16 protein-coding genes and 1 riboswitch are annotated in these 19135 nt (G+C 72.6%); all 16 genes read right to left on the bottom strand.

All coding sequences use genetic code 11. From position 1 onward, the window contains the following. Positions 1-197: 197 nt before the first annotated feature. Positions 198-2078: an allophanate hydrolase gene (gene atzF / locus HNQ01_RS04045; RefSeq protein ID WP_173804060.1), complete on the bottom strand. Its 1881-nt coding sequence runs from the start codon at positions 2076-2078 to the stop codon at positions 198-200. Positions 2079-2098: 20 nt separating this feature from the next. Beyond that, positions 2099-5779 (bottom strand): urea carboxylase, encoded by a 3681-nt coding sequence (gene uca / locus HNQ01_RS04040; protein WP_173804059.1) that lies wholly within the window; start codon positions 5777-5779, stop codon positions 2099-2101. 5 nt (positions 5780-5784) lie between these two features. Then, positions 5785-6462: an urea amidolyase associated protein UAAP2 gene (locus tag HNQ01_RS04035; RefSeq protein ID WP_173804099.1), complete on the bottom strand. Its 678-nt coding sequence runs from the start codon at positions 6460-6462 to the stop codon at positions 5785-5787. A 28-nt stretch (positions 6463-6490) separates the two neighbouring features. Beyond that, on the bottom strand, positions 6491-7303 hold the full coding sequence (locus HNQ01_RS04030) for an urea amidolyase associated protein UAAP1 (protein WP_173804058.1): 813 nt from the start codon (positions 7301-7303) through the stop codon (positions 6491-6493). Between the two features lie 89 nt (positions 7304-7392). Continuing rightward, entirely contained in the window at positions 7393-8253 is an 861-nt protein-coding gene (locus tag HNQ01_RS04025) for an ABC transporter ATP-binding protein (protein WP_173804057.1), read from the bottom strand. Between the two features lie 4 nt (positions 8254-8257). After that, complete coding sequence (locus HNQ01_RS04020; protein WP_173804056.1) at positions 8258-9058, bottom strand: ABC transporter permease; 801 nt, start codon at positions 9056-9058, stop codon at positions 8258-8260. A gap of 16 nt (positions 9059-9074) precedes the next feature. Next, positions 9075-10067, bottom strand: coding sequence for an ABC transporter substrate-binding protein (locus tag HNQ01_RS04015; RefSeq protein WP_173804055.1), 993 nt, complete (start codon positions 10065-10067; stop codon positions 9075-9077). Positions 10068-10127: 60 nt separating this feature from the next. Beyond that, positions 10128-10260, bottom strand: a riboswitch (guanidine-I (ykkC/yxkD leader). A 211-nt stretch (positions 10261-10471) separates the two neighbouring features. Then, positions 10472-12025: a diguanylate cyclase domain-containing protein gene (locus tag HNQ01_RS04010; RefSeq protein ID WP_173804054.1), complete on the bottom strand. Its 1554-nt coding sequence runs from the start codon at positions 12023-12025 to the stop codon at positions 10472-10474. A 43-nt stretch (positions 12026-12068) separates the two neighbouring features. Beyond that, a complete protein-coding gene (locus HNQ01_RS22135) occupies positions 12069-13499 on the bottom strand; it encodes a sensor histidine kinase (RefSeq protein ID WP_217427391.1) in 1431 nt (476 codons plus the stop codon). 181 nt (positions 13500-13680) lie between these two features. After that, on the bottom strand, positions 13681-15435 hold the full coding sequence (gene arsA, locus HNQ01_RS04000) for an arsenical pump-driving ATPase (protein WP_173804053.1): 1755 nt from the start codon (positions 15433-15435) through the stop codon (positions 13681-13683). Between the two features lie 8 nt (positions 15436-15443). Further along, a complete protein-coding gene (arsD, locus tag HNQ01_RS03995) occupies positions 15444-15821 on the bottom strand; it encodes an arsenite efflux transporter metallochaperone ArsD (RefSeq protein WP_173804052.1) in 378 nt (125 codons plus the stop codon). An 89-nt stretch (positions 15822-15910) separates the two neighbouring features. Continuing rightward, positions 15911-16576 carry an aquaporin gene (locus tag HNQ01_RS03990; RefSeq protein ID WP_173804051.1) on the bottom strand — a complete coding sequence of 222 codons (666 nt, stop codon included), beginning with the start codon at positions 16574-16576 and terminating at the stop codon, positions 15911-15913. A 17-nt stretch (positions 16577-16593) separates the two neighbouring features. Beyond that, positions 16594-17082 (bottom strand): arsenate reductase ArsC, encoded by a 489-nt coding sequence (locus HNQ01_RS03985; protein WP_173804050.1) that lies wholly within the window; start codon positions 17080-17082, stop codon positions 16594-16596. Continuing rightward, on the bottom strand, positions 17079-17450 hold the full coding sequence (locus tag HNQ01_RS03980) for an ArsR/SmtB family transcription factor (protein WP_173804048.1): 372 nt from the start codon (positions 17448-17450) through the stop codon (positions 17079-17081). The genes HNQ01_RS03985 and HNQ01_RS03980 overlap by 4 nt, the downstream gene beginning before the upstream one ends. Positions 17451-17596: 146 nt before the next feature. Then, positions 17597-18058 carry a hypothetical protein gene (locus tag HNQ01_RS03975; protein WP_173804046.1) on the bottom strand — a complete coding sequence of 154 codons (462 nt, stop codon included), beginning with the start codon at positions 18056-18058 and terminating at the stop codon, positions 17597-17599. Positions 18059-18094: 36 nt separating this feature from the next. Beyond that, positions 18095-19057: a DUF535 family protein gene (locus HNQ01_RS03970; RefSeq protein WP_173804044.1), complete on the bottom strand. Its 963-nt coding sequence runs from the start codon at positions 19055-19057 to the stop codon at positions 18095-18097. Between the last annotated feature and the right edge of the window lie 78 nt (positions 19058-19135).

Genomic DNA, 19135 nt, shown 5'->3' with positions numbered 1-19135 from the left:
CCGTCGTCGGCTTGGTGCGCCGGCGCACTCCCCTCAGCAGCGGCTCGATCTCCGCAAACCGCTCTCGGCTGATGTCACTCGCGTAGGCTTTTCTCTTCGGCATCCCCGCATTTTCAGGGCAGTCGGGATCGTGAACACGCTCTGAAGCGGCCACCCTTTTGCATGCCAAGCTGCAACACATCCCTTGCCGCGACGCTTCATCCAGCCGCTGGATCCTGACGCCCGATCCACGCCCGCCAGCCCCCGTACGCCGTGATGTCGGTCGCGCCCGCCAGCGCGCCTTCCTCGCAGATGAAGCCCGGCACCACGCTGCCATCCGCCAGCCGGGTCTTGCCAATCCCGAGCGGCGCGGGAATCGCAGCGACGAAGCTGCCGAACTCGCGCGCTGGCAGTTCCCACACCTCGACCTCGATCGCGCGGCCCAGCGGATCGCCCGGGGCGTGGACGAGCGCCGGCCGCAGCAGGCGCTGGCCGGCAGGCGTGACGATGGGCGGCAGCGCGTACAGGCGGTGATCCGGCGTGGTGGTGGTGCGGGTGACCAGGCGCGCGCCGCGGCTGGTGAGCTGGCCGTTGAGCGGCTGGCCTTCGAGGTGGGCGCCGCAGACGGCCACGCGCAGCTGGCCCGAGGGCACGGCCGGTGCCACCGCCTGCGCGGCCGGCAGCGGCTGGCCGGTGGCGCCCAGCGTGGCGGCGCGCCCCTGCAGCGCGGCCTGCCAGCGGCGGGCCAGATGCAGCAGCGGCACGTCCTGGTGGGCCGGCGCGCACAGCGTCACGCCGTGCGGCATCGGCGCGCTGGCTCCAGGCCGCGTGACGAAGCCGACCGGCACCGCCACCGCGGCCCAGTCCAGCAGGTTCATGAAGTTGGTGTACAGGCCCAGCTCGCTGTTGCGCGCGATGGGCTCGGCCAGCATGGCCTCGATCGTCGGGTGGGTGGGCGCGGTGGGCGTCAGCAGCGCGTCGACCTGACGCCAGATCTGCGCGGCCTGGCGCTGCAGCGCCTTCAGCCGGTACTGCGCGGCGAAGGCATCGGCGGCCAGCGGCCGGGCGCCGCCCAGCGTGATCTCGCGCGTGACGGGGAAGACGGCGTCCGGCTGCGCGTCGATGAAGCCGCGGATCGCCTGGTAGCGCTCGGCCACCCAGGGGCCGCCGTAGAGCAGGCGGGCGGTCTCCAGCAGCGGCGCGATGTCGAGCTCGACGAGCTTGGCGCCCAGGCCGCGCGCATGCACGACTGCATCAGCCCAGGCCTGGGCGTCGACCGCGCTGCCGCAGAAGTCGAGCTGGTCGGCGCGCGGCACGCCGATGCGCGGCGCGGCCAGGGCGCCGAGGTCGACGCCATGCGGCTCGGCCGGACGGGCATAGGCGTCCTCGGCGTCGAAGGCGGCGGCCACGGCGAACACGCGGTGGGCATCGTCGGCCGTCAGCGCGAAGATCGAGACCGTGTCCAGAGTGCGGCAGGCCGGCACCACGCCGCGCGCGCTCAGCAGGCCCAGGCTGGGCTTCAGGCCGACAAGGTGGTTGAAGAAGGCCGGCACGCGGCCGGAGCCGGCCGTGTCGGTGCCCAGCGAGAAGGCGACCTGGCCGAGCGCGACCGACACCGCCGAGCCCGAGCTGCTGCCGCCCGAGACGAAGGCCGGGTCATGCGCGTTGCGGCAGGCGCCGAAGGGCGAGCGGGTGCCGTTCAGGCCGGTGGCGAACTGGTCGAGGTTGGTCTTGCCGATCGGGATGGCACCAGCCTCGACCAGGCGCTGCACGACGAAGGCGGAAGTCTCGGGCGTGTACGCATAGGCCGGGCAGCCGGCGGTGGTGGGCACGCCGGCCAGGTCGATGTTGTCCTTGATGGCGAACGGGATGCCGTAGAGCGGCTTGCCGGCGGGACCGGCGGCCATCAGCGCGCGGGCCTCGGCGCGCAGCGTGTCGGCGTCGCGCACGCTGATCCAGGCGTGGTGCGGGTCGTCGCCGATGCGGCGCAGCGCCTCGACGACCACGTCCTCGGGCGTGGTGCGGCCGTCCTGCAGCGCCTGGCCCAGGCTCAGCAGGTCGAAGGACAGGGTGGAGAGACAGGGATCGGTCGGGCTCATGGCGGTGGCGGGCTCGTGGTTCATTGCAGGATGGCGACGGTCTGGCCGGCCTGCACCGCGCCGCCGACCTGGCAGCCCAGGCGCAGCACGGTGCCGGCGCGCGGCGCGGTGATCGGGAATTCCATCTTCATCGACTCGACCACCAGCAGCGTCTGGCCGGCCTCCACCGTGTCGCCCTCGGCCACCAGCCGCTGCCAGACGCTGCCCTGCACCGCGCTGGCCACCGCCTGGGCGCCGTCGGGCAGCTCGTCCTCGGGCGGCGGCGCGGCGGCGGCGCTGTCTTCGGCCAGGTATTCGGCCTGGCCGGCGGCGTGCCAGCGCTCGCGCTCGGCCTCGAAGGCGGCCTGCTGGCGGGTCTTGAAGGCGGCGATGCTGTCGGCCTCGCGGGCCAGGAAGGCGCGGTAGTCCTTCAGGCGGAAGGTGGTCTCCTCGATGCGCAGGCGGGTGCGGCCCAGCGGGAAGTCCTGGCGCAGGCGCATCAGCTCGTCCTCGCTGACCGGGTGGAACTGCAGCTGGTCGAAGAAGCGCAGCAGCCAGGGCTGGGCGAACTCGGGCGCCGCGCCCTCTCCGTGGCGCCAGCGGTTCCACATCTGCACCGTGCGGCCGACGAACTGGTAGCCGCCCGGGCCCTCCATGCCGTAGACGCAGAGGTAGGCGCCGCCGATGCCCACCGCGTTCTCCGGCGTCCAGGTGCGCGCCGGGTTGTACTTGGTGGTGACCAGGCGCTGGCGCGGGTCCAGCGGCGTGGCCACCGGCGCGCCGAGATAGACATCGCCCAGGCCCATCACCAGGTAGCGGGTGTCGAAGAACATGCGCTGCACCGCGTCCACGCTGTCGAGGTCGTTGATGCGGCGGATGAACTCGATGTTGCTCGGGCACCAGGGCGCGTCCGGCCGCACCGACTGCATGTACTTCTCGATCGCCAGCCGGGTCTGGCTGTCGTTCCAGGCCAGCGGCAGGTGAACGATCCGGCTGGGCACGGCCATGTCGTCGACGGCGGGCAGGCGCGCCTCCTCGTCCTGCAGCAGGGCCAGCAGCGCGTCGCGGCTCAGGCGCGCGGGGTCGAAGTGCAGCTGCAGCGAGCGGATGCCGGGCGTCAGGTCGATCAGGCCGGGCAGGGTGCCGGCGGCCTGGCGGGCCTGCAGCGCCTGCATCAGCACGTGCACGCGCAGGCGCAGCTCGATGTCCAGCACCAGCGGGCCGAACTCGACCAGCAGGTAGCGGTCGCCGGCCTGGCGGATGACCATGGCCGGCACGTCGTCGCGCGCCGGGTCGTTCAGCAGCACCGGGCTGGGGCAGGCCCGGGCGTCGTCCTGAGGCGCCGCCGGCAGGCAGGGCGCGTCGGGCCGCGGCCCGGTCTCGGGCTCGGCCAGCCAGGCCAGTGCGGCCTCCTGCTGCGCGCTGCGCGCCTCGGCCTGCGCCAGGCTCAGGCGGTGGAAGCGAACCGTGTCGCCCGGGCGCAGCTGGCCCAGCTTCCACAGCTCGGCGTCGACGACCACGCCCGGGCAGACGAAGCCACCCAGGCTGGGGCCGTCGGGGCCGAGAATGACCGGCATGTCGCCGGTGAAGTCGATGGCGCCGACCGCGTAGGCGTTGTCGTGGATGTTGGACGGATGCAGGCCGGCCTCGCCGCCGTCGTGGCGCGCCCACTGCGGCTTGGGGCCGATCAGGCGCACCCCCGTGCGGCTGGAGTTGTAGTGCACCTGCCAGTCGGTGCCGAAGACCATCGCCACGTCCTCGGGCGTGAAGAAGTCCGGCGCGCCGTGCGGCCCGTACAGCACGCCGATGTCCCAGTGGTGGCCGATGGCCGGACGCAGCGCGGGCGGCGCGGCGCGGCCGGCCCGGCCCTGGGCCCGCGCGGCGGCGGGCTCCAGCAGATGCACCATGTCGCCGACCCGCAGCGCGCGGCCGGCATGGCCGCCGAACTGGCCGAGCGTGAAGGTGCTGCGGCTGCCCAGATAACGCGGCACGTCGATGCCCCCGCTGACCGCGATGGCCAGCCGGCAGCCGGTGTCCGACAGCCGGCCCACCGCCAGCACGCCGCCGGCCGGAACCGCCAGCGCCTGCCACATCGGCACGGCCGCGCCGTCGAGCGTGACGGTTGCCGGCGCGCCGGTGACGGCCACCACCGCTGCGGTGTGGAAGCGCAGCGTGGGGCCGGCCATCGTGCATTCCAGCGCCGCCGCGTCGGCCGCATTGCCCACCAGCGCGTTGGCCACGCGGTGGGCCCAGGCGTCCATCGGGCCCGAGGGCGGCACGCCCACGTCCCAGTGGCCGGTGCGCGCAGGCCAGTCCTGCACGGTGGTCTGCACGCCGCCGTCCAGCACCTCGAAGGCCTGCGGCCGGTGGCTGAGCGTCGACAGCCAGCGCGTGGTCTGGCGGCCCGCGGCGAACACCGGGTCGGCGACGAGCTGGCGCAGATAGGCCAGATTGGTCTCCAGGCCGGCCAGCCGGGTGTCGGCCAGGGCCTGGCGCAGGCGCTCCAGCGCCTCGTCGCGCGTCGGCGCGGTGACGATGAGCTTGGCCAGCATCGGGTCGTAATGGGCGCTGACCTCGGTGCCGCGCTCGACCCAGCTGTCGATGCGCAGCGCGGCGCCGGGGCCGGCCTGGGCGCCCTCGGGCCAGCGCAGCTCGGTCAGCACGCCGGTGGCGGGCTGGAACTGGCGCGCCGGATCCTCCGCATACAGGCGCACCTGGATGGCCGCGCCCTGCGGCCGCGGCTGCAGCGTGGCCAGCGGCGGCAGGTCGCCGGCGGCCAGGCGCACCATCCACTCGACCAGATCGACGCCGCAGACCTGCTCGGTCACGCCGTGCTCGACCTGCAGCCGGGTGTTGACCTCCAGGAACCAGAACTCGCCGCTGTCGGTGTCCAGCACGAACTCCACCGTGCCGGCGTTGCGGTAGTTGACCTGGCGCGCCAGGCGCACGGCCGTCTCGCGCAGGGCCAGGCGCTGAGCGTCACTGAGGCCGGGGGCGGGCGTCTCCTCGACCACCTTCTGGTTGCGGCGCTGGGCCGAGCAGTCGCGCTCGCCCAGCGCGATCACGCCGCCGCGTCCGTCGCCGAAGATCTGCACCTCGACATGGCGGGCCTGCTCGACGAACTTCTCCAGGAACAGCCCCGCATCCTTGAAGTTGGCCTGGGCCAGGCGCTGCACCGCGCCGAAGGCCTCGGCCAGCTCGCCCGCGTTGCGCACCAGGCGCATGCCGATGCCGCCGCCGCCGGCCGTGCTCTTGAGCATCACCGGATAGCCGATGCGCGCGGCTTCGGCCGTGGCCTGCGCCAGATCGGCCAGCAGGCCCGAGCCCGGCAGCAGCGGCACGTCGCAGGCCTCGGCCAGCGCGCGGGCGCTGTGCTTGAGGCCGAAGGCGCGCATCTGCTCGGGCGTCGGGCCGATGAAGGCGATGCCCGCGTCCTCGCAGGCCTGGGCGAAGCCCGGGTTCTCCGACAGGAAGCCGTAGCCGGGGTGGATGGCCTGGGCGCCGCTGCGGCGGGCGATGTCCAGCAGCCGGTCCTGGCGCAGATAGCTGTCGGCGGCCAGCGCGGGGCCGATGCAGTGGGCCTCGTCGGCCTCGCGCACATGCAGCGAGGCGGCATCGACCTCGGAATGCACGGCCACGCTGGCGATGCCCAGGCGCCGCAGCGTGCGGATGATGCGGCAGGCAATGGCGCCGCGGTTGGCGATCAGGACCTTGGTGAACATGGACTTCAGGCTCCGTCCCAGACCAGGAACTCGACCGGCGTGGGGTCGTAGGCGTTGCAGGGGTTGTTCAGCTGCGGGCAGTTCGACACCAGCATCCAGACGTCGCGCTCGGCGCGCAGCTCGACGTACTTGCCGGGTGCGGAGACACCGTCGGCGAAGGTCAGCCCGCCCTCGGGCGTGACCGGCACGTTCATGAAGAAGTTGATGTTGGGCACCAGATCGCGCTTGCCCAGACCGACGTCGGCCTGCGCCAGCGCGAGCAGGTAGTTGTCGCGGCAGCTGTGCATGAACTTCTTCTGCAGCGCGTAGCGCACGGTGTTGCTCTCGGCGGCACAGGCGCCGCCCAGCGTGTCGTGGCGGCCGCAGGTGTCGGCGACGATCGTGAGCAGCGGCTGTCCGGTCTGGCTCATCAGCACCGAGCCGGTGCTCAGGTAGAGGCTGCCCTGGGCCAGCAGGGTCTCGGTGGCGCTGTAGTGCTCGGCCGGGTCGTGGCGGTCGTAGAAGATCACGTCGACGGCCTGGTTGCCCATCAGGTCGACGATGCGCAGGATCTGGCCGGCGCGGATCTCGGTCAGCCAGGGCTCGCCCGCGGCCTGGCGGTGGCGCCGGACGGCCCGGGCCGGGTCGAGGCGGCTCTCGACGAGGGCGGCAGGCGAGGGGGGAATGGCGGTCAGGTCGGTCATGGCGGTCATGTCGGTCTCCGGGCCGGGATCAGCACAGCGCGAACACGTCGCTGTTGTGGTGGGCCCGGGCGCATTCCGGGCGGAAGGTGCGGCAGAGGTCGTCGGCCGGTGCCGGCCCGCGGCGCCAGGCGGCGATGCCGACCTTGGCCGGCGCGTAGTCGGGGCGCGGGTCCAGCGGATGCGGCGCGGTGCTGATGGCGACGATGACGTCCATGTCCAGGCGCAGCTCGACCATCGCGCCGGCCGGGCCGTGGTCGGCGTGGAACCGGAAGCGGCCGGCCGCGTCGACGCTGACCTTGCTGAACAGGTTGACCGGCGTGATCAGGTCGCGCGCGCCCAGGCCGTGCTTGCCGATCTCGATCAGCAGGCCGTCCTGGCCGCTGCGGTGCATCGCGTTGCGCGCCGTCTCGTAGCGCCGCTCGCCGTACTTCGTCGCCATGCGACGGCTGTCGAGCAGCAGACCGAAGGGATCGTGCCAGCCGAGCGTGTCTTCGGTGAACGAGGCCATCGCGCGGCCCATGTCGCTCATCAGCACATGGCCGCGGCGGTAGTGCGCGGTGTGCTGGGCCTTCAGGCTGTCGGGCGCGTTGTAGCGCTCCAGCCGGTCGTGCGCGGCGTAGAGCAGCACCGAGCAGTTGGCGCCCGCATCGAGCGCGACGAAGCGCAGCGCCATGCCGCGGCTCAGTCGCCAGCTCCAGTGGCCGCCGCCGGGCACCAGCTCGCTGAAGACGACCCGGTCGGCCGGCAGCTCCGGCGCGAAGCGGCGCCAGTGCGCCGGCGCGTCCACCGGTGCGGCCGGCGGCGGGTTGTCCAGGGTGTGTTCGGGATGATGTGCGGACATGGCTTCTCCTTCGCAGGCGCCCGGCGGGCGGCCTCCGGCAAGTCGTTCGGGATCGGGGCGGATCAGGTCGGATCGGGTCGAATCGGCAATCAGGGGGCGGCCGCGGCCGACAGGCGCTCGAGCAGCTCGTGATCGGTGTCCATGCCGGTGGTGGCGCGGATGCGCTCGAGAATGAGGCGCTTGAGCGCGAGGAACTCCGGCGCGTGCTTCATGTCCGGCTGGCGCCGCGCCGGCAGCGGCACCTCGAAGACGGTGTCGATGCGCCCGGGGCGCGGCGCCATCAGCACCACCCGGCCGCCGAGGTAGATCGCCTCCTCGACATCGTGGGTGACGAAGACCACCGTGGTGCGCTCGAGCCGGTGCACATGCGCGATCAGCTCGTGCATCACCTCGCGGGTCTGCGCGTCGAGCGCGCCGAAGGGCTCGTCCATCAGCAGCACGCCCGGGCGGCTCATCAGCGCCCGCGCGATCGCCACCCGCTGCTGCATGCCGCCGGAGAGCTGCGCCGGCCAGGCCTCGGCCACCGCGCCCAGGCCCATCAGCCGCAGCAGCGCATCGGCGCGGCCGCTGGCGGCCTCGACCTCGGCGCTGGTGCGCTCGCCGGCGTGCACGCGCAGCTGGCGGCAGAAGCGGATGTTCTCGCGCACCGACAGCCACGGGTAGAGGCTGTAGTGCTGGAAGACCATGCCGCGCTCCGGGCCGGGGCCGTCGACCGCGCGGCCGTCGACCCGCAGCTCGCCGCCGTCGTGGCGCTCCAGGCCGCCGATGCAGCGCAGCAGCGTCGACTTGCCGCAGCCGGAGGCACCGACGAAGGTGACGAACTCGCCGGCCTCGATGCGCAGGTCGATGCCCTGCAGCACGTCGACCGCCGCGCCCTCGTAGCGCTTGCGCAGGCCGCGCGCCTCGATCTTCGGCGGCGTCCCTGGCTTTTCTGCCGGATTCGGATTCATGGCTTCAGCCCCTCAGATGCAGCCAGGGAAAGGCGCGCCGGTGCAGCCAGCGGAAGGCCTGGTCGCTCAGCAGCCCGATCAGTCCGATCAGCAGGATGCCGGCGAAGATCTTGTCGGTCTGCAGGAAGCGCTGCGCCTTCAGGATCGCGTGGCCCAGGCCGGACTGCGCCGCGACCAGCTCGGCCACCACCAGATAGGTCCAGGCCCAGCCCATCGTCACCCGCAGCGTGTCGAGCAGCGCCGGCCGCGCCGAGGGCAGGATCACCTTCTCCAGCAGCTCGACGCGGCTGGCGCCCATCGTCTGCGCCGCCTCGATCTGCGCCATCGGCACCCGGCGCACGTCCTCGGCCACCATCAGCACCATCTGGAAGAAGGTGCCGATGAAGATGATCGCGACCTTGGACGACTCCTCGATGCCGACCCACAGCATCACCAGCGGGATGAAGGCCACCGCCGGCATGTAGCGGATGAAGTCGGTCAGCGGCTCCAGCAGCGCCTGCACCGCGCGGAAGCTGCCGATCAGCAGCCCCAGCGGCAGCGCCACCAGCGCCGACAGCAGGAAGCCGGCCAGCACCCGCCCGACGCTGGCGCCGATGTCGCCGGCCAGGCCGCTGTCCCACCAGCCCGCCGCGCGGCTCCAGACCTGGCCCGGCGAGGGCAGGAAGACCGGGTCGGCGCCGGCCACGCTGCTCAGCAGCCACCAGGCCAGCAGCGGCAGCACCAGCCCGGCCAGGGCCAGCAGCGCATGCAGCCGCCCGGGCAGCGCCGCGCGCACGCTCCACAGCGACATCGTTCTCGTGCTCATGGCGTGGCCTGCCGGTTCAGCGCTTGAGCGCCTCGGCCAGCAGGCTGGCGTCGATGCCGCGCGCCGGGTCGGCGCGGCCCTCGATCAGCTTGTTCTCGGTCAGGAACTGCAGCACCGTCGGCGCCACGCCCAGCAGCGAGCGCGGCTGGCTGGCGTCGGCGAAGGCCTCCTGGTTGAGCCTGGCGTCGAAGAAGCGCGTGCCCGGCAGGAAGACCTTGTAGTCCTGCGGCTTCATCTCGACCACCTTGCCCATGATCGCCGCGGCCTCGTCCGGATTCGACTGGATGAAGGCCACCGTGTCGAACCACGCCCGGATCATGCCCACCAGATCCTTGCGCTTGCCGGCGATGGCCTTGTCCTGCGCGACCAGCAGGTCGGGAATCAGGCCCGGCAGGTCCTTCGAGGTGAACAGCGCGCGGCCCTTGCCGCTGGTCTCGATCTGGTGGATCCACGGATTCCAGACCACCGCCGCCTCGACCCGGCCGCCGAGGAAGGCCGCCGCCGCGTCGCCCGCCGACAGGTTGACGATCTTCACGTCGCTCGCCTTCAGGCCGTTCTTCGCCAGCGCGTTGACCAGCACGAAGTGCGAGACGCTGTACTGCTCCAGCGCGACCGACTTGCCCTTCAGGTCGGCGAAGGAGCGGATCTTCGGGCCGACGACCAGCGCGTCATTGCCGGCGGAGTTGTCGTTGACCAGGATGGCCTTGACCGGCACGCCCTTGGCCAGCGGGCCCATGGTGTCGGACCAGGTCTGGGCATTGGCATCGAGCTGGCCGGCCGACAGCGCCGAGATCGAGTCGGTGTAGTTCGGGAACCAGACCAGCTTCACGTCGGCGCCGTGCTTCCTGAAGAAGCCCTTCTTCTCGGCGACATACCAGGCGACCCAGCCCGGCCAGTCCGACACGCCGACCTTGACTTCGGCCCGGGCGGGCAGCGCCGCCAACAGGCCGCTGGCGGCCAGCACGCCGGCGACAAGGCCGGAGGTCACGCGGGAGAGAAAAGCAGGCATTCGGGGGCTCCAGGCTGAAAGAGGACACGATCCGGGGAGGCCACCTCGACGCAGAAGTGTTCCTCCCGGGCTTTTGTCCCGCCGTGGAGCCTGAGTGCCGTCGCGGCGGCTGCCGCGGGCCCTTGAGGCCGGTCGCTCTCGGACCAGACAGGCCTGCCGCATGGCAGGCCTCGGAACCCTAGCGACCCTTCGGTCTGACGAACCGCGCTGCGGTCGCCTCCTGGTCCGGTGAATTGCAAGCGGCGTGCCTGCATGTGCAAGGGTCGACGCGGGTCGATGCCGGTCCGCCCCTTCGTCCCGGACCCCGGCTCGCGCACCAGAGGCAGGCAGCGCGGGCGGACGGCGATCCGGCGCAGTGCGGCCGGCGCACCGTCGGGGTGCCCGAGGCCGGGCCGGCAGGCCGGTCAGGGCGCCAGCGTCGCGCCGTCCGGCGCCCCTCCGGACTGCTGATCGCCCGGCGCGGCCCGGCCGGCGCCCTTGACGGCGTACATCGACGCGTCGGCATGGTGCATCAGCGTGACCGCGTCCTGGCCGTCGTCGGGAAAGCAGGCCAGACCGATCGAGGCGCCGACCTGCAGCGCATGGCCGCACACTTCCATCGGCTGGCCGATCGCCCCCTTCAGCCGCTCGGCCAGCCGGCCCAGCGCGGCCGGGTCGTTCACCCGCTCGAGCAGCACCACGAACTCGTCGCCGCCCATGCGCGCGGCGGTGTCGTGCTGGCGCAGCTGCTCGCGCAGCCGCCGTGCCACCTGCACCAGCAGCGCGTCGCCCACGGCATGGCCGAGGGTGTCGTTGATCGGCTTGAAGCGGTCCAGGTCGATGAACATCAGCCCGATGCGCTCGCCCAGGCGGCGCGCGCCGGCCAGCGCCCGCTCGAGCCGCTCGAGCAGCAGCGCGCGGTTGGGCAGGCCAGTCAGCGCATCGTGGAAGGCGAGAAAGCGGATGCGCTCCTCGCTGCGGCGCATCTCGGTGATGTCGTTGAAGATGCCGACGAAGCGCTCGGGCTGGCCCGGCGCGGCCTGCACCCGGCTGATGTTCAGCCGTTCGCAGAAGAGCTCGCCGTCCTTGCGGCGGTTCCACAGCTCGCCCGCCCAGCGGCCCTCGCGCAGCAGCCGCTGCCACTGCTCGCGGTAGAAGCCGGGCTGCTCGTGCTCGGTGCGCAGCAGGCTGAGCCGGCGCCCGATCATTTCCTCGGGCGCGTAGCCGGTCAGCGCGGAAAAGGCCGGGTTGACCGACAGGATGGTCGAATGCGCATCGGTGACGACGATGCCGTCCATCGCGTTGTCGAACACGCAGGCCGCCAGCTGCAGCTCGGCGGCGACGCGCTGGCGCTCGGCCAGATCCTCGCGCAGCCGCAGGTTGGCCTGCTCGAGCTCGAGCGTGCGCGCGCGCACCTCGGCCTCCAGCGTGCGCGTGTGCTGCTCGACCTGGCGGCCGGCCTGCCACTTGGCGCACAGCGTCTGCGCGAGCTGGCTGACCTCGATGGCATCGAAGGGCTTCTTCAGGATCAGCAGCCGGTCGCGCACGTCCAGGCGTCCGAGCACCTCCTCCCAGGCGTAGTCGGAATAGGCGGTGCAGATGACGACCTGAAGCCCGGGATCCGCCTGCCAGAGGTGCTCGATGGTCTCGACGCCGTCCCAGCCCGGCGGCATGCGCATGTCGACGAAGGCCATCGCGTAGGGCCGCCCGGCCTGGCAGGCGCTCTGCACCCGGGCCAGCGCCTCGCGCCCCTGCAGCGCCGAATCGATCTCGAAGCGGGCCGCCGGCGGCGACGGCACGGCCGCCGACCCGCCGGCCGGCGCCGCACCGTCGCCGGCGAACAGCGCCATCTCCAGCGCATCGAGCTCGTCGGCGGCCTGCGGCGCCGCAGGCCGGCCCGCGGCCGGATCGAGGATCTTGCGGAAATCCTCGTGGATCGAGGGCATGTCGTCGACCAGCAGGATGCGTCGGTTGTCCATCGGAGGGGCTCGGCGTCGGTTCGGGGGCGGTCCAGGGACGGATTCAGATGATCCAGTCGGCGGCGGCCTGCACCGGAAGCACCAGCGTGAAGGTGGCGCCGGTGCCGACCCCGTCGCTGTGCGCCCGCAGGTCGCCTCCCATCTCGCGCGCGGCGACGATGCAGCTGTGCAGGCCGAAGCCGTGGCCGCGGGCGCGGGTGGTGAAGCCGTGCGCGAAGATGCGCTCCAGGTGCTCGGGCCGGATGCCGTCGCCCTCGTCGCTCACGCTCAGCCGCAGCTCGCCGCGCGCGTCATCCAGCTGCGCGCCGATGCGCAGACGATGCCCGAACGCGGCCTCGGCATCCATCGCCTGCTTGGCATTGCCGATCAGGTTGATGAGGATCTGCAGCACCCGGTGGCGGTCGATCGGCAGCCGCGGCAGCGGCGGCAGGTCGCGCTCGACCACCACCTGATGGCGCGACAGCGCGCCTGCATTCATGCGCAGCGCATCGTCCACCAGCTCGGACACCTCGGTGGCCACGACCATGCTGGTGCCGCCGGCATAGCTCTGCTGGGTGGCGATGATGTCCTTCAGATGGTCGATGCTCTTGCCCATCTGCTCCATCTCGTCGAGCACCGTGCGCTGCTCGGTCTCGAGCACCTGCGCGAGCTTGCCCAGATAGCCGGGCAGCAGCCGGCCCTTCGGATCCTCGGTCATGAAGCGGCCGAGATCGGCCTCGTTCTGACCGAGCAGCTCGGCGCTGCGCGCCAGGCCGGGCAGCTTGGACTGGCGCAGCTGCTGGCAGATCATGCCGGAGGAGACATTGACGCTGTTGAGCACGTTGCCGACGTTGTGCAGCACGTTGGTGGCGATCTCGGCCATGCCGGCGGCGCGTGCGGTGGCCACCAGCTCGGCCTGGGCCTGGCGCAGCTCGGCGGTGCGCTGCTCGACACGCTGCTCGAGCTCGCCGTGCAGCGCGCCGAGCCGGTCGTTGGCCTCCTGAAGCTCGGCGGTGCGACGCGCCACCCGCTCCTCGAGCTCGGCGTTGAGACGGCGGACCTCCTGCTCGACACGCTCGCGCTCGGCGACCTGGTCACGCAGGTCGCGGTGCACCGCCTCCCATTGCGCCGGACCAGGCAGCGCCACCGCCTTGGGCACCAGCGGCACCAGGGCCACCGCGGTACCGACCGAGGCCGCGGCCGTCACCGCCTTGACCAGGCCGGCGGCCAGATAGTCCGGAAACCAGAGCGTCCACAGCGACATCGCGTGGGTCGCGCCGCAGGCCAGGATGAAGACGCCGAACAGCACGAACATCCAGCTGAACTGCAGATCCTGGCGCCGGCGCACCAGCACCATCAGCGTCACCGGAATCGTCGCGTACGACAGCACCGTCAGCGTGTCGGAAACGATGTGCAGCCACATCAGCCCCGGTGCCCAGGACAGGCAGAAGCCGTGCGGCATCAGCTCGGCCAGCGAGCCGCCCCAGATCGACATGGCAGAACCTCCTTCCACGCTCGTGCTGCAGCATGCACCGACAGATGGGTGCGAAGATCCCGGGGCTCGCCCGGATCCGGCATTTCCGTCATGCATATCGGAGCGCCCCGAGGCACCTTGAGGTGCCTCGGCGATCTTCAGCGGGAAGAAGGAGCGACGGCGCGCCTGCAGGCCGCCGGCCTCAGCGTTCGGCCAGCTCGCGCAGCGCCTGCGCGCCCACCGGCGGCTGCGCCTGCCAGGCCAGCAGCGCGCAGCGCCGGGCGTCCGCCGTCATCACCTGCTGCACCCACGGGCGCTCGCAGCGGCCCCGCTCGGCCAGCACCGGGTCGGTGGTGCCGCTGGCCAGCAGGCTCTGCTCGATCACCCAGGCGAAGGGCTCGATGCCGGCGCGGCGCAGGTCGTCCTGCAGCCGCTCGGCCTCGTGCACCGGCGTGGCCTCGGCCAGCGTGACCACCAGCACCCGGGTGAAGGCGGGATCGCGCAGGCGAGGCAGCAGGTTCACCACCGCCTCGGGCAGGTCGCCGCGGGTGCGGCCGACCTCGCGGTGATAGGCCTCGGCCGCGTCCATCAGCAGCACGGTGTGGCCGGTCGGCGCGGTGTCGAGCACCACGAAGCCGTGCGCGGCCTGCGCCACCGTCGCGGCGAAGGCACGGAAGACGGCGATCTCCTCGGTGCAGGGCGAGCGCAGGTCTTCTTCGAGCATCGCGCGCGCCGACGGGTCGAGCCCGGCACCGGCGCGCGCGAGCACCTCGTCGCGGTGGCGCGCGACCTCGGCGGTCGGGTCGATGCGCTGCACCGTCAGGCCCGGCACCGCCTCGTCCAGCGACCAGGCCAGATGCGCGGCCGGGTCGGTGGTCGACAGCAGCACCCGGTGGCCGCGCGCGGCCAGCGCCACCGCCACCGCCGCCGCCACCGTGGTCTTGCCGACGCCGCCCTTGCCCATCGTCATCACCAGGCCGTGGCCGGCGCGCTCGATGTCGTCGACCAGCGGAGCCAGCCCGGGCGGCAGCGCGAGGGCCGGCAGGGCCGGCGCGGGCGCGGGGATGGCGGCGGTCGTCGGCGCCGGATGCAGCAGCGCGCGCAGCGCCTCCAGCCCGACCAGACCACGGGCGATGAAGCCGGTGCAGCTGCGCGGCAGCGCCGCGAGATCGGCGGGCATGGCCGCGAGCGCGTCCCGGTGGCGGCGCGCCATCGCCTGAGCGACCGGGTCCTCCGAAGGGGCATCGAACAGGCCGTTGATCGCCAGCACCTGGTTGGCCACGCCCAGCTCGGCCAGCTCGTGGCGGCTGCGCTCGGCCTCGCGCAGCGCCGCCACCTCGGGGCGCGCCACCAGCACGACGGTGGTCACCGCGGCATCGGTCAGCGCCGCGACCGCGGCCGCGTAGATCGAGCGGTTGTGCTCCAGCCCGGCCAGCGGCCCCAGGCAGGAGGTGCCGGTGGTGTTGGTCGACAGGAACTCGCTCCAGGCCGAGGGCAGCGTCAGCAGCCGCAGCGTGTGGCCGGTCGGCGCGGTGTCGAACACGACATGGTCGAAGTCGCCGGCCACGCCGGTGCCGGCCAGGAGCGCCGCGAAGGCGTCGAAGGCCGCGATCTCGACAGTGCAGCCGCCGGAGAACTGCTCCTCCATGCTGCGGATCGCCGCCTCGGGCAGCAGGCCGCGGTAGGGGCCGACCATGCGCTCGCGGTAGGCGGCCGCGGCCGCTTCCGGATCGATGTTCAGCGCCGACAGGCCCGGCACCCCGGCCACCGGGGTGGGCGTGTCCGACAGCCGCGTCTCCAGCACCTCGTCGAGGTTGGAGGCCGGGTCGGTGCTGACCAGCAGCACCCGCCGGCCGGCCTCGGCCAGCTGCACCGCGCAGGCCGAGGCCAGCGAGGTCTTGCCCACGCCGCCCTTGCCGGTGAAGAAGAGGTGGCGGGTGTGCAGACGCGGCAGCATGGCCGGCCTCAGCAGCACTGGCCCGGCGCGCAGCCGCAGTCGCCGCCGCTGCCGAGCTTGATGCGCGGCTTGGCCGCCAGCTCCGCGGCCCGGGCGATGCGCTGCTGCATCTGCGCCAGCGTCGGGTACAGGCCGGTCGAGAGGATCAGGCCGTCGAGCATCACCACCGGCAGCCGGTCCATGCCGGCCTCGATCTCGCGCAGCACCAGCGGCTGCGCGGCGAAGGCGGCCGCGTCATGGCTCAGGCTGTGGCGGCTCACCGTCACGCCGCTGGCCTCCAGCGCCTTCAGGTCGGCGTTGAACTGCACCAGCACCGGATCGACATCGATGCCGCACACGCCGGTGGGGCAGCACATCGCGGGTTCAAACACGTCCAGTCGGCTCATCGCACTTGTCCCTCTTTTCAGTCAGTGAGGAAATGCCCCCACGGGTTCTTCACGGCCATGGTGGCGCCGGAAGCCTCGTGGGGACTTGATCATTCGCAATCCGGCCGGCCCAGCGCGCGGTGCAGCAGCAGGCCCAGGCCGGCGCCCAGCACCTCGGCCAGCATGAAGGCCGGGGCGCTGGCCGGCGCGATGCCGGCGAAGCTGTCGCTGAACATGCGCCCGAAGGCCGCGGCCGGGTTGGCGAAGGAGGTCGAGGCGGTGAACCAGTAGGCCGCGCCGATGTAGGCCGCCACCATCGCCGCGACCCGGGCCTGCGGCGCGCGCAGGATCACCAGCAGCAGTCCGGCGGTGGCCACGGCCTCGGCGATCCACTGGCCGGTGCCGGTGCGCAGCCTGGACGAGACCTGCAGCAGCGGCAGGTCGAACATCGCATGCGCCAGCACCGCGCCCAGCGCCGCGCCCAGCAGCTGCGCCGGCACATAGCCGGCGAGCCGCGCCCAGGGCAGCTCGCCGCGCAGCGCCATCGCCAGCGAGACGGCCGGATTGAAGTGCGCGCCGCTGACCGGCCCGAAGACCTCGATCAGCACGTACAGGCCGCCGACGGTGGCCAGCGTGTTGGCCAGCAGCGCCACCGCGACATTGCCGCCGGACAGCCGCTCGGCCATCAGCCCGGAACCGATGACGACGGCCAGCAGCAGCGCGGTGCCCAGCAGCTCGCCGAACAGGCGCTGCGCATTCGAGACAGAAGCCTTCATCGCGTGCCCGCCCCGCTTCAGCTGCGCCAGATGGCGTCGAGCGCCGCCTGCAGCGCGGCGTTGTCCATCGTCTCCAGCGGCAGCTGAAGCAGCTGCAGCATCCGGTAGCCGATGGCCTGGCGGGTCAGCTCGAAGGCCTGCGCCTTCTGCTCCTCGGGCGCGTTGGACGGGTCGGGGTAGCCCCAGTGGATCCGGACCGGGCTGCCGGGCCAGTACGGGCAGGTCTCGGCGGCGGCGCTGTCGCAGACGGTGATGACGATGCGCATCTCGGGCGCCCCCGGCGCGACGAACTCGTCCCAGGACTTGCTGCGGGTGCCGGCGGTGTCGATGCCGGCGGCCTCGAGCACCTGCAGCGCGTAGGGATTGATGCGGCCGCTCGGACTGCTGCCGGCGCTGTGCGCGCGCACGTCGCGGCCGAGCTGGCGCGCCCAGTGGTTGAGCATGGCCTCGGACAGCACGCTGCGGGCCGAGTTGTGGGTGCAGAGGATGAGGACGTGGGTGGTCATGGGGCAGGATCGGCGCAGGCGCCGGCAGGGCAATCGCAGGGAAGGTCGCAGGAAAGATCGCCGGCCGGCGTCAGCCCGCAGGGCTGGCCGGCGCAGCAGTTGTCCGTCAGGAAGGCGAGCAGCGCATTCATCCGCGCGAAGTCGGCGCGGTAGATCAGGCGGCGACCGTCGCGGGTGCAGCCGATCAGCCCGGCGTGGAGCATTTCCTTCAGGTGGAAGGACAGCGTGGCCGCAGGCAGGCCGAGCTGCTCGGCCAGAACGCCCGGCGTCAGCCCCTCGGGTCCGGCGACGACCAGGGCCCGGAAGGCCCGCAGCCGGTGGGCCTGGGCCAGCGCGGCCAGCAGGCGAACGATGTCTTCATCTTTCATCTTTCCATTATCGTGGAAAGATTTGGCGGGTCAATGCTTTCCCAGCATGGCAGCCGCAGCTGCACAGGACACCAGGCCGAAGCCGATGCAGGCATCGAGCAGCCAGCCTGCGCCGGCGAGCGCACGCCGGCCCCATCCTGGCCGGTTCACGGCATCGCCTGCACCGCGTATTCCGCACCCCTGACGCACTTCTCGGCCTCGGCGCGGCTGGAGAAGTTGTCGACGGTCAGCACGCCGAAGCCCGCGCCGGTCATGCCGACCCAGACGATCGCGACCTCGCCGGCCTGGGTCTGCAGCTCGAGAACGCCGCTGTCGCCGCCGGGATTGCGCTTGATGAAGACCGAGTGCGCGCCCGGGTCGACGAGGGTGTGCGCGAAGTTGTTCGGCTTGAGCGTGCCGATCGCGCGGCTGTCGACGATGGCGGTGGTGCGGTTGCCCGCGCCGACGAACGCCGCCGCCTCGCGGCACACGTACAGGCTGGTCTTGCCGGCCACCGGCTTGAGCTCGCGCAGCCGGGCGGCGGTGTCCTGGTCGCCGTACTGGACGGTCGCGCAGCCGGAAAGGGTCGTGACGAGGAGGGCGGCGGCCGTGGCGTGGAGGAAGTTCATGAGGGCAGGTCCGTGTCGTTCGAGATGCGGCCCAGCTTAGCGATTGCCGGTTTTTCCGTCCATGGCCGCAAGGGCCTGCGCTTGATCCGGCGCAGACGGCCGCCCGGCCGCGAAGTGCCAGCAGGCGGCGTGCAGCGCCAGGCGCAGCGCGTGGCGGCGGCGCGCGGCCGAGCGCTTGCGCGAAGGAATCTGCTCCAGGTCGCAGTGCGGCTGCTCCGGCAGGCGCCAGTGGCCGGCGCCGGGCAGCGCGTCGTGCTCCTCCCAGAGCCGGTCGTAGTCGGCGAGGATGCGCCGCGACAGGCCGCGGTAGGCGGCGAAGGCATGGGTGTCGCGCCCGACGCCGGCGATCAGCGCCAGGCCCCAGCCGCTCGCCAGACCCTGCAGCGCCGCGATCAGCAGCGCCTGCGGGCGCAGCCGCTCGGCCCGCTGCGCGAGCAGGCGCGTGCCCTCGACGCTGTCGCGCAGGCCCTGCAGGTTGCCCACCACCATCGCGCGCGCCTGCGGTGGCCGGGTCGCATCGACCAGCACGGCCGGCACGACGCTGAAGGCCGCGCGCATCAGCGCCTCGCCCTGCAGGCGCAGCTCCAGCGTCAGCTCGCCCTCGCGCACCGTGCCGCGGCTGGGCATCAGCAGCAGCTCCAGCCCGTCGACCGGCAGCCCCGGCACCGCCAGCGCCCGACCCTGGTAGAGCGCGAGCAGGCCGCCGCTGCCGAAGGTGGCCGCCGCCCAGTCCAGATGCGCCAGCAGCGCCTGCGAGCGCCGGCGCCGGCACAGCGGCCGCCACAGGTAGCTGCGCCACGGCCGCAGCATCAGGCCCGGCTCGGCCTGCAGCAGCGGCTGCAGCCGGTGACGCTCGAGCAGACCGTGCACCGCCTCCATGTGCGGGCGATGGCGATGGAAGCGCAGCAGGAACTTCAGCCGGCGCTTGCAGGTCTGCAGCCAGCCGCCGGCACCGTCGTCGGTCAGCGCGAACAGGGAGCGGGCATCGAGGGTCGTCATGGTCGGAAGCGGTCCGTCAAGGCGGCGCATCCTCGGGCCGGCAGAAGTCAGGCGTGTGACGCCGCCGCGCGCGTTGTC

This window comes from Sphaerotilus uruguayifluvii (assembly GCF_013294065.1).
Taxonomy (GTDB): Bacteria; Pseudomonadota; Gammaproteobacteria; order Burkholderiales; family Burkholderiaceae_C; genus Sphaerotilus; species Sphaerotilus uruguayifluvii.
The sequence above is the reverse complement of the archived record's forward strand: the minus strand, read 5'-3'. Positions and strand labels throughout refer to the sequence as shown.

Bases quoted from the DNA above. Each gene is read 5' to 3' on its own strand.
- atzF (WP_173804060.1), bottom strand. From the start codon at position 2,078: ATGAGCCCGACCGATCCCTGTCTCTCCACCCTGTCCTTCGACCTGCTG.
- uca (WP_173804059.1), bottom strand. From the start codon at position 5,779: ATGTTCACCAAGGTCCTGATCGCCAACCGCGGCGCCATTGCCTGCCGC.
- HNQ01_RS04035 (WP_173804099.1), bottom strand. From the start codon at position 6,462: ATGACCGACCTGACCGCCATTCCCCCCTCGCCTGCCGCCCTCGTCGAG.
- HNQ01_RS04030 (WP_173804058.1), bottom strand. From the start codon at position 7,303: ATGTCCGCACATCATCCCGAACACACCCTGGACAACCCGCCGCCGGCC.
- HNQ01_RS04025 (WP_173804057.1), bottom strand. From the start codon at position 8,253: ATGAATCCGAATCCGGCAGAAAAGCCAGGGACGCCGCCGAAGATCGAG.
- HNQ01_RS04020 (WP_173804056.1), bottom strand. From the start codon at position 9,058: ATGAGCACGAGAACGATGTCGCTGTGGAGCGTGCGCGCGGCGCTGCCC.
- HNQ01_RS04015 (WP_173804055.1), bottom strand. From the start codon at position 10,067: ATGCCTGCTTTTCTCTCCCGCGTGACCTCCGGCCTTGTCGCCGGCGTG.
- HNQ01_RS04010 (WP_173804054.1), bottom strand. From the start codon at position 12,025: ATGGACAACCGACGCATCCTGCTGGTCGACGACATGCCCTCGATCCAC.
- HNQ01_RS22135 (WP_217427391.1), bottom strand. From the start codon at position 13,499: ATGTCGATCTGGGGCGGCTCGCTGGCCGAGCTGATGCCGCACGGCTTC.
- arsA (WP_173804053.1), bottom strand. From the start codon at position 15,435: ATGCTGCCGCGTCTGCACACCCGCCACCTCTTCTTCACCGGCAAGGGC.
- arsD (WP_173804052.1), bottom strand. From the start codon at position 15,821: ATGAGCCGACTGGACGTGTTTGAACCCGCGATGTGCTGCCCCACCGGC.
- HNQ01_RS03990 (WP_173804051.1), bottom strand. From the start codon at position 16,576: ATGAAGGCTTCTGTCTCGAATGCGCAGCGCCTGTTCGGCGAGCTGCTG.
- HNQ01_RS03985 (WP_173804050.1), bottom strand. From the start codon at position 17,082: ATGACCACCCACGTCCTCATCCTCTGCACCCACAACTCGGCCCGCAGC.
- HNQ01_RS03980 (WP_173804048.1), bottom strand. From the start codon at position 17,450: ATGAAAGATGAAGACATCGTTCGCCTGCTGGCCGCGCTGGCCCAGGCC.
- HNQ01_RS03975 (WP_173804046.1), bottom strand. From the start codon at position 18,058: ATGAACTTCCTCCACGCCACGGCCGCCGCCCTCCTCGTCACGACCCTT.
- HNQ01_RS03970 (WP_173804044.1), bottom strand. From the start codon at position 19,057: ATGACGACCCTCGATGCCCGCTCCCTGTTCGCGCTGACCGACGACGGT.